General features: G+C 66.4%; 8 protein-coding genes. 6 read left to right on the top strand and 2 right to left on the bottom strand.

The genetic code is table 11. From position 1 onward, the window contains the following. Positions 1–122 precede the first annotated feature (122 nt). Together QCM77_RS29730 and QCM77_RS29725 are read right to left on the bottom strand one after the other, a co-directional pair. Positions 123–992 carry a sulfurtransferase gene (locus tag QCM77_RS29730; RefSeq protein ID WP_279685962.1) on the bottom strand — a complete coding sequence of 290 codons (870 nt, stop codon included), beginning with the start codon at positions 990–992 and terminating at the stop codon, positions 123–125. A 177-nt stretch (positions 993–1169) separates the two neighbouring features. Continuing rightward, positions 1170–2504 (bottom strand): dihydroorotase, encoded by a 1335-nt coding sequence (locus tag QCM77_RS29725; RefSeq protein ID WP_279663417.1) that lies wholly within the window; start codon positions 2502–2504, stop codon positions 1170–1172. Between the two features lie 101 nt (positions 2505–2605). On the opposite strand from QCM77_RS29725, the gene ygfZ reads away from it, so the two are divergent. The 6 genes from ygfZ (at position 2606) to QCM77_RS29695 (ending at position 9238) form a co-directional block, all read left to right on the top strand. Then, a complete protein-coding gene (gene ygfZ / locus QCM77_RS29720) occupies positions 2606–3487 on the top strand; it encodes a CAF17-like 4Fe-4S cluster assembly/insertion protein YgfZ (protein ID WP_279663414.1) in 882 nt (293 codons plus the stop codon). Further along, positions 3484–4110 (top strand): DNA-3-methyladenine glycosylase I, encoded by a 627-nt coding sequence (locus QCM77_RS29715; protein ID WP_279663411.1) that lies wholly within the window; start codon positions 3484–3486, stop codon positions 4108–4110. The genes ygfZ and QCM77_RS29715 overlap by 4 nt, the downstream gene beginning before the upstream one ends. Beyond that, on the top strand, positions 4107–4721 hold the full coding sequence (locus tag QCM77_RS29710; RefSeq protein WP_279663410.1) for a YfbR-like 5'-deoxynucleotidase: 615 nt from the start codon (positions 4107–4109) through the stop codon (positions 4719–4721). The genes QCM77_RS29715 and QCM77_RS29710 overlap by 4 nt, the downstream gene beginning before the upstream one ends. Positions 4722–4853: 132 nt before the next feature. Further along, a complete protein-coding gene (locus tag QCM77_RS29705; protein ID WP_279663407.1) occupies positions 4854–5360 on the top strand; it encodes a tyrosine phosphatase family protein in 507 nt (168 codons plus the stop codon). 226 nt (positions 5361–5586) lie between these two features. Further along, complete coding sequence (locus QCM77_RS29700) at positions 5587–6555, top strand: NUDIX hydrolase (RefSeq protein ID WP_279663405.1); 969 nt, start codon at positions 5587–5589, stop codon at positions 6553–6555. Positions 6556–6604: 49 nt separating this feature from the next. Next, positions 6605–9238, top strand: a complete 2634-nt coding sequence (locus tag QCM77_RS29695; RefSeq protein ID WP_279663403.1) for a DUF2339 domain-containing protein — start codon at positions 6605–6607, stop codon at positions 9236–9238. The last annotated feature ends 2 nt before the right edge of the window (positions 9239–9240 follow it).

Genomic DNA, 9240 nt, shown 5'->3' with positions numbered 1-9240 from the left:
CTTCGGCAAGCTGAAGGAATTCAAACGCATAGCGATGCGATGTGACAAGACAGACGGCAGCTTCGCAGCGATGATCTACCTCGCCACCGCTGTCATCCATTCCAAGTGAATCTCAACAGACCCTAGTCCGTCTCGATCGGCAGCGCCGGATCCCTTGCCCACTCGCCCATCGAAGCGTCGTAGAGCGTCAGCTTGTCGTAGCCGAGTTGCGTCAGCAGCAGCAGGTCGATCGTCGCCGAGATGCCGCCGCCGCAATAGCAGATCACTGTCTTGTCGCGGGTGACGCCTGCCGCGGCGAATTTGGCTTCGGCATCGGCAAGCGTCGTCAGCGTCTTGTCGGCATTGGTGAGGGTTGCGGCGGGAACATTGACGCTACCGGGAACGCGGCCGGGCCGACCGTAGCGGCTCGGCTCGAGGCCGCGATGAAACTGCGGCCCGAGCGCGTTGACGATAACAGTCGCGGGATCGCCGAGCCGCGCCTTCACTGTGTTCTTGTCGACGAAGAAGCCCGCGCGCGGTGTGGCCTTGAAGGTCGTGGCCGGATAGCCCTTCGGCACTCCTGTTACGACCGGTCGTCCCTCTTCCTTCCATTTGTCGAGGCCGCCGTTGAGCACCCGCGCGTCGACGCCGAGCGAGCGCAGCATCCACCAGAACCGTGTCGACCACATCATGGTGCCGATGCTGTAGAGTACGATGGTCCTGGATGCATCGGCGCCATGGCGGCCGAAGGCGGCCTCTAGCTGGGCCACGCCAGGCATCATGAAGAACTGTTGCGCGGAGGCGTCGGAGAACTCGCCTTGCAGGTCGAGAAAATCGGCGCCCGGAATGTGGCCCGCCGCGAACGTCTTGTCGCCGGGCACCGCGCGATAGGGCACGTCGCTGCCTGATGGCACCGGCTCGTTGTAGGTCGTGCAGTCGTAGAGACGAAGGTTGGGATCGCCGAGAACGGAGGCGAGCTGCTCGGTGGTGATGAGGGGTGTCGGTTGGGACATTCATTCCTCCCTCAGCGTCGTCCTGGCGAAAGCCAGGACCCATTACCACAGGATCAAGTTGTGGAGCACAAGTGTAGCCACCAATCTTCGCACAAGATGCAGTCGGGGTAATGGGTCCTGGCTTTCGCCAGGACGACACCGGGTGTGCCGAACGCTTGTGCCGCTTACCTGCAATTCCTACGCCTTCAGCGTCTCCAGAAACCGCACCGGCTCGCCTTGCGAGGCCGTCACGAGTTCGCCCTGCCACATCACGCGGCGGCCGCGAATGAAGGTGCCGACGGGCCAGCCCGTGACCCGGACGCCGTCATAAGGGGTCCAGCCGGCCTTGGAGGCCACCCATTTGTTGGTGATGGTCTCGCTGCGCTTGAGATCGACGACGGTGAAGTCGGCGTCGTAGCCGGCGGCGATGCGGCCCTTGCAGGCCATGTTGTAGAGGCGCGCGGGGCCGGCGCTGGAGAGATCGACGAACCTTGCCAGCGACAGGCGGCCGGCATTGACGTGATCGAGCATGAGCGGCACCAGCGTCTGCACGCCGGTCATGCCGGAGGGCGAGGCCGGATAGGTCTTCTGCTTCTCTTCCAGCGTATGCGGGGCGTGGTCGGAGCCGAGCACGTCGATGATGCCCTGCTCGATGCCGCGCCAGATCCCGGCGCGGTGATCGGCGCCGCGCACCGGCGGGTTCATCTGTGCCAGCGTGCCGAGCCGCTCGTAGCATTCGGGCGCGACCAGCGTGAGATGATGCGGCGTCGCCTCGCAGGACGCGACGTCCTTGTGGTCGCGCAGGAATTCGATCTCTTCCTTGGTCGAGATGTGCAGCACGTGGATGCGCTTGCCCGTCTCGTGCGCGAGCTTCACCAGCCGCTGCGTCGCCATCAGCGCCGCGGTCTCGTCGCGCCACACCGGGTGCGAGCGCGGATCACCCTCGATGCGCAGCGATTTGCGGTCGTTGAGGCGGTATTCGTCCTCGGCGTGGAACGCGGCGCGGCGGCGGATCACCTGGAAGATGCGGCGCAGGCTTTCGTCGTCCTCCACCAGCAGCGCGCCGGTCGAGGAGCCGATGAACACTTTGACGCCGGCGCAACCCGGCGCACGCTCCAGCACCGGCAAATCCTGCACGTTCTCGCGGGTGCCGCCGATGAAGAAGGCGAAGTCGCAATGCATGCGGTGATTGGCCCGCTTCACCTTGTCGGTGAAGGTAGCCTCCGTCACGGTCAATGGAGACGTGTTCGGCATTTCGAACACGGCGGTGACGCCGCCCATCACGGCGCTGCGCGAGCCGGTCTCGAGGTCTTCCTTCTGCTCCAGCCCGGGTTCGCGGAAATGCACCTGCGTGTCCATCACGCCGGGCAGGATGTGCAGGCCCTTGCAGTCGATCACCTCCGCGGCCGAAGCCTGCGACAGCGCGCCGATCTCGGCGATGCGGCCGTTGGCGATGCCGATGTCGCGGCCCCCCTCGCCGTCCTGGTTGACGACAGTGCCGCCCTTGAGGATCACGTCGAAACGCTGGGTCATGGCTAAAGGCCCCTCTCATCCCCAAGCGCGGGGCTCGAGGTCTTGTCGTTTATGCGTTGCGGGCTTACGTTCCGGAGCAACATGTCGCAAGAGATTTTCGCATGAAATCAGCGTTTCTTCCCGACCGGGGCGTGGTGAAGGTCGCGGGCGAGGACGCGCGCAACTTCCTCAATGGCCTCGTCACGACCGATGTCGACAAGCTCAAGCCGGGCCTGGGCCGATTCGGCGCGCTGCTGACACCGCAGGGCAAGATCATTGTGGATTTCCTGATCACGGAAGCACCTGCCGGCCATGGCGGCGGGTTCCTGATCGATTGCCCGAAACCGCTGGCCGACGGCCTCGCCACCAAGCTGAAATTCTACAAGCTGCGCGCCAAGGTCACGGTGGAAAACCTGTCCGAAGATCTCGGCGTGCTCGCGGCCTGGGACGGCCAGCCCGCGGCCCAGCCCGACCTCGCCTTCGCCGATCCGCGCAATGAGGACCTCGGCTATCGCATCCTGATCCCTGAAGATCTCAAACAGAAGCTGTCCGATCTGATCGGCGCCGAACTCGTCGACGCAGCCGCATACGAGGCCCACCGCATCGCGCTCGGCGTCCCGCGCGGCGGGCTCGATTTCATGTACAGCGATGCGTTCCCGCACGAGACCAACATGGACCGCCTCTCCGGCGTCGATTTCGACAAGGGCTGCTATGTCGGCCAGGAGGTCGTCTCGCGCATGCAGCATCGCGGCACCGCGCGCACCCGCAGCGTCAAGGTGCTGCTCGAGGATCTCTCACCTGAACTCGGCGTCAGCGTTCTCGCCGGCGACAAGCCGGTCGGCACGATGGGCTCGTCGGCGCAGGGCAAGGGTATCGCGCTGGTGCGCATCGACCGCGTCGCCGATGCACTTGACGCAGGACAGGCGCTGACTGCCGGTGGCCTCGCCGTGAGACTCGCGGAACCTGAAATCGTCCGCATTCCTGCCAAGCAGCCCATCGCATGAGCCGAGCCCCTCGCCTGCATCCCGACGGAAAGACGCGTTGCCCCTGGCCCGGCGAAGATGCGCTCTACGTCGCCTATCACGACACCGAATGGGGTGTGCCGGAATATGACGACCGCGCGCTGTATGAGAAGCTGATCCTCGACGGTTTCCAGGCCGGTCTGTCCTGGATCACGATCCTGCGCAAGCGCGACAATTTCCGCAAAGCCTTCGACGATTTCCAGCCGGAAAAGATCGCACGCTACAATGAGAAGAAAGTCCACGCGCTGATGAACGATGTCGGCATCGTGCGCAACAAGGCCAAGATCGACGGCACGATAGCAAGCGCGAAATCCTATCTCGATATCATGGAGAAGGGCCCCGGCTTCTCAAAATTTCTATGGGACTTCATGGACGGAAGGCCCAAGGTCAATCATTTCAAGACCACCGCGAGCGTACCGGCCTCGACGCCGCTCTCCATGCAGATCTCCAAGGAGCTGTCCTCGCGCGGCTTCAAGTTCGTCGGCCCGACCATCGTCTATGCCTTCATGGAGGCGACCGGCATGGTCAACGATCATCTCGTCGACTGCCATTGCCACACGAACTGCGGCAAGACGCAGCGCAAGCCGCGCCTCAAGTCCAAATGACGGCCAAGAAGTCGTCACGCGATGTGGCGTCCCGCGCCTGGCAGCGCATGCTGTCGGGCCGGCGGCTCGATCTGCTCGATCCCTCCCCGCTTGACGTCGAGATCGCCGACATCGCGCATGGGCTGGCGCGTGTCGCCCGCTGGAACGGCCAGACCATCGGCGCGCACATCTTCTCGGTGGCGCAGCACACGCTGCTGGTGGAAACCGTGATGCGGCACGAGAACCCGCGCGTGGATCAGCGCTTGCGGCTTGCCGCGCTGCTGCATGACGCGCCGGAATATGTGATCGGCGACATGATCTCGCCGTTCAAGGCCGTGCTCGACGGCCATTACAAGGCGGTCGAGAAACGCCTGCTCGGCGCCATCCACATTCGCTTCGGCCTGCCGCCGGCGCTGCCGGAGGAGATCACCCTGGAAATCAAGGCCGCCGATCGCGGCGCGGCCTATCTGGAGGCGACGGCGCTTGCCGGCTTCAGCGAAAGCGAGGCCAGGCGCCTGTTCGGCCGCGATCCGGGCCTGTCCGACAGCGTCCGGCGCGACTATCTCACGCCCTGGACGGCAGCCCGGGCCGAGAAGCAGTTTCTGGAGCGGTTTGGCGCGGTGTTTGCGTAGATCCTGTAGGGTGTGCAAAGGCGCCCCTGCGCCGTGCCCGCCAATTTTTCGCAAATGCGACGAAAGTGGTGGGCACGCTTCGCTTTGCCCACCCGACCAACGCTCGCTATAATCTGCGGAAAAAGGTCCGCCATGATCCACGTCTGTTCCCTCGCCGCCCTTCCCGAAACCGTCCGCCTCACCAAGGCCAGCCACGTGCTGACCGTGATGGCCAATGTCGAGCAGGTGGCGCGGCCGGTGTCGGTGCTGCCGGCCAACCATCTCAAGGTGTCGATGGACGACATCACCGAGGAGATGGACGGTTTCGTCGCGCCATCGGAAACGCATATCGAGCAGGTGCTGAGCTTCGTGCGCGGCTGGGACCGCGGCGCGCCGCTGGTGGTGCATTGCTACGCCGGCATCAGCCGCTCCACCGCGAGCGCCTTTGCCGCTGTCTGCGCACTCAATCCGGATCGCGACGAGACCGAGATCGCGAAGAAGATCCGTGCGGCTTCCCCGATCGCCTCGCCGAACCGCCGCATTGTCGGCCTCGCCGACCGTGCGCTGGGGCGCAACGGCCGCATGCTGCGCGCACTCGACCAGATGGGCCCGGGCGCGATGATGGTCGAGGGCCGCCCCTTCGTGATCGAGCTCGAATGACACCTGCGCGCCACATCGCAGGTGCTCTCCCTCTCCCGCTTGCGGGGGAGGGTTGGGGTGGGGGTATCTCCGCAAGCGAGAACCCACGTGGAGAAAGAGCCCCCACCCGCCGCGCTCTTCGAGCGCGTCGACCTCCCCCGCAAGCGGGAGAGGTGCAGCGAGCCCGCGGAGAGACCGGCTCAATCAATCGGCATACCTATCTCATGACTCACGCTACATCAGCCGCATGAGCGAAAAGCTGCTGACGCCGATCGAGATCGGCCTGACTGCCGCGATCGTCGCGATCGAGGATCACGAGCCGCTGATCCTCACCGCGCGCGGCAGTGACGGACTGGCCGGCCTGCCGTTCGGCCCGTTCGATGCGCCGAGCCATCGCACCTTCGAGATCGGCCTGCGGGCCTGGGTCGAGGAACAGGCGGGCCTGCGGCTCGGCTATGTCGAACAGCTCTACACGTTTGGCGATCGCGGCCGGCATGCCGAGGCCGGCGACACCGGCGCGCACATGGTGTCGATCGGCTATCTCGCACTGACGCGCGCCATCGGCGGCGAACTCGCAGCCACGGGTGCGAGCTTCGCGCCGTGGTATCGCTTCCTGCCCTGGGAAGACTGGCGCGAGGGGCCGCCCGCGATCATCGCACGCGACATCATCCCGGCACTGACCGGGTGGGCCGAAGAGGAGACGCCGGAGACGACGCGCGCACTGCCGCGCCGGGATCGTGTGCGGTTCTATTTCGGGCTCGACGGCGCGCACTGGGACGAGGAGCGCGTGCTCGACCGCTACGAGCTCCTGTACGAGGCCGGGCTGATCGAGGAGGCGCGGCGCGACGGCCGCCCTGCGGCATTAGCGCGCAAGGCGCTGTCCGCGCTCGGCACATCCATGCGCTTCGACCACCGTCGGATTCTTGCGACGGCGATCGCGCGGCTGCGTGCAAAACTGAAGTATCGTCCTGTGGTCTTTGAACTTTTGCCCGCCGAGTTCACACTCACCGAATTGCAGCACACGGTGGAGGCGATCTCCGGCCGGCACCTGCACAAACAAAATTTCCGCCGCCTAGTCGAAATGGAAGCCCTGGTCGAACCGACCGGGGTGATGTCGACACAGACGGGCGGACGGCCAGCTGCGCTCTACCGCTTCCGACGCGACGTGCTCCAGGAGCGGCCCGCGCCGGGCTTGCGCGTACGCTCCCGGCGCTAACCCGAGATATGTGTGATCGGACCCTGCCCGCCGATTGCCTGGAGGCTTCATGTTCGACGGCCCGTTTGACGTCTTCGCGCTGATCATTGCGATCGTCGCCTTCCTGATCGCGATCAAGGCCTCCAGCCAGGCGGCCGAGCTGCGCCGCCGGCTGAGCTCGCTCGAAGAGATGTTTTACGCGCAGCGCTCCGTGCAGCCGCCGCCCCTGATGCCCGCGCCGGTGCAGGCCGAAGCGCCCGCAACACCTTCCGCAGCGCCGCCGCCGCTTGTGCCCGAAGCCGGGGCGCCGCCGCCGCTGCCCGCGCCCGCGCCCGGCTTCGAGGAGCGGCTCGGCACGCGCTGGGTGGTGTGGATCGGCGGCCTTGCGCTCGCGCTCGGCGGCTTCTTCATGGTGCGCTATTCGATCGAGGCCGGCCTCGTCGGCCCCGGCGTGCGCGTGTTCCTGGGCGGCGTGTTCGCGCTGGCGCTGCTTGGCGCCGGCGAATGGTCACGGCGCAAGGAGAGCATCTCCAACATCGCCGCGCTGCCGATCGCCAACATTCCCGCGATCCTCACCGCGGCCGGCACGGCGGTGGCGTTTGCGACCATCTACGCGGCTTACGCGCTCTATGGCTTCCTGGTGCCCGCGACCGCCTTCGTGCTGCTCGGCCTCGTCGCGCTCGGCACGCTGGCCGCAGCGCTCCTGCACGGGCCCGCGCTCGCGGGCCTCGGCGTGGTCGGCGCCTTCGTGACGCCGCTTCTCGTCTCCAGCGGCAAGCCGGACTATTGGGCGCTCTACATCTATCTCGCCATCGTCACCGCCGCGAGCTTCGGCCTCGCGCGTATCCGGCTGTGGCGCTGGCTTGCGGTCACGACAATCGCCTTCGCCGTGCTCTGGATCTTCCCGGGTCTCGATACCGGCGACTTGCAGGTCGCGCCGCACGCTTTCCATGCGATCGCGGGCTTCGTTCTTGCCGCTCTTCTCGTCGTCTGCGGCTTCATGTTCGGCCCGACGATCGAGGACGGTGAGATCGAGCCGGTCTCGTCGAGCTCGCTCGGTGCCTATCTGTTCGGCGCGATGCTGATCGTGCTGTCGAGCGCGCATGCCGATCTGGCGCTGATCGCCTTCACGCTGCTCGTCGGCGCGACGCTGCTCGTCGCCTGGCGTGCGCCGGCGGCCACCGGTGCGCTCGGCGCAGCCGCCGCGACCGTCTTCATCGTGTTCGCCGAATGGGCCGTGCGCGCCAATCCCGACATGCTGGTGCTGCCGGGCGGCCCCATCGCCGGCATCGCACCGACGGCGATCGACAGCGCGGTGACGCTGCATCTGGTGATGGCGGCGATCTTCGTCGCCGGCTTCGGCATCGCGGGTTTCCTCGCGCAGGGCCGTTCGAACTCGGCGATCATTCCGGTGGTGTGGTCGGCGGCAGCCGTCGCGACGCCGATCGCGATCCTGGTCGCGCTCTACGCACGCATCGCGCATCTCGACCGCTCGATCCCGTTCGCCATCCTCGCGGTGCTGCTCGCCGCCGCCTTTGGCGCTGCCACCGAAGCCCTTGCGCGCCGCGAGACCCGGCCGGGCGCCATGATCTCCACGGCCTTGTTCGCGACCGGCACGCTCAGTGCGCTGGCGCTGGCGCTGACGTTTGCACTGGAGAAGGGCTGGCTTACGATCGCATTGGCGCTGATGTCGCTCGGCACTGCCTGGATCTCGATGCAGCGGCCGATCCCGTTCCTGCGCTGGCTGGCCGCGATCTTCGCCGGGCTGGTCACCGCACGCATCGGCTATGATCCGCGCATCGTCGGCGACGCCGTCGGAACCACGCCGATCTTCAACTGGCTGTTGTGGGGCTACGGCCTGCCGGCGGCATCGTTCTGGGCGGCGAGCCTGTTCCTGCGCCGCCGCCGCGACGACGCCCCGCTGCGCATGGTCGAGAGCGCCGCGATCCTGTTTACCGCGCTGCTCGCCTTCATGGAGATCCGGCACTTTGCAACCGGCGGTGATATGACGTCAGTACCGTCGCTGCTCGAATGCGCGCTGCAGGTCTGCGTCACGCTCGCCATGGCGATCGGGCTGGAACGCCTGCGGCTGCGCAGCCGCAGCATCGTGCACAATGTCGGCGCGGTCGTGCTCGCGGCAATCGGCGGGCTCGTCAGCGTGTTCGGCCTCTTGATCCTGGAGAACCCGCTGCTGTGGCGCACCGATGTTGGCGGCGCCGTGTTCAACCTGGTGCTGCTCGGCTACGCGCTGCCGGCAGTGCTGATGCTGCTGCTGTCCTACGCCGTGGCCGGCGAACGCGGCAAGGCCTACGCCAACACCATCGCGGGTGGCGCGCTGCTGTTCGCGCTAACGTACGTCACGCTGGAGATCCGCCGCTTCTATCACGGCCCGATCCTCTCCACCGGGGCGACGACGGGCGCCGAGCAATACACCTATTCGATCGGCTGGCTCGGCTTCGGCGTGGTGCTGCTCGGCGTCGGCATTCTCGTCAATTCCGAGCGGGCGCGGCTGGCGTCGGCCGCGGTGATTGCGCTGACGATCCTGAAGGCCTTCGTCATCGACATGTCGACGCTGACGGGCGTCTACCGCGCGCTGTCGTTCATGTGCCTCGGCATCGTGCTGGTCGCGATCGGCTGGCTCTACCAGCGTATCCTGTTCCGGCGGCAGGTCGCACCGCCGCCCGCTCCGCAGACGAGCATTTGAGG

The sequence above is a fragment of the Bradyrhizobium nivariense genome (assembly GCF_029846695.2).
Classification (GTDB): Bacteria; Pseudomonadota; Alphaproteobacteria; order Rhizobiales; family Xanthobacteraceae; genus Bradyrhizobium.
Note: the sequence above shows the minus strand (reverse complement) of the source record. Positions and strands in the feature narration are given on the sequence as shown.

What these genes read in the sequence shown, in the direction of transcription:
- QCM77_RS29730 (WP_279685962.1), bottom strand. Translation starts at nt 992, where the DNA reads ATGTCCCAACCGACACCCCTCATCACCACCGAGCAGCTCGCCTCCGTT.
- QCM77_RS29725 (WP_279663417.1), bottom strand. Translation starts at nt 2,504, where the DNA reads ATGACCCAGCGTTTCGACGTGATCCTCAAGGGCGGCACTGTCGTCAAC.
- ygfZ (WP_279663414.1), top strand. Translation starts at nt 2,606, where the DNA reads ATGAAATCAGCGTTTCTTCCCGACCGGGGCGTGGTGAAGGTCGCGGGC.
- QCM77_RS29715 (WP_279663411.1), top strand. Translation starts at nt 3,484, where the DNA reads ATGAGCCGAGCCCCTCGCCTGCATCCCGACGGAAAGACGCGTTGCCCC.
- QCM77_RS29710 (WP_279663410.1), top strand. Translation starts at nt 4,107, where the DNA reads ATGACGGCCAAGAAGTCGTCACGCGATGTGGCGTCCCGCGCCTGGCAG.
- QCM77_RS29705 (WP_279663407.1), top strand. Translation starts at nt 4,854, where the DNA reads ATGATCCACGTCTGTTCCCTCGCCGCCCTTCCCGAAACCGTCCGCCTC.
- QCM77_RS29700 (WP_279663405.1), top strand. Translation starts at nt 5,587, where the DNA reads ATGAGCGAAAAGCTGCTGACGCCGATCGAGATCGGCCTGACTGCCGCG.
- QCM77_RS29695 (WP_279663403.1), top strand. Translation starts at nt 6,605, where the DNA reads ATGTTCGACGGCCCGTTTGACGTCTTCGCGCTGATCATTGCGATCGTC.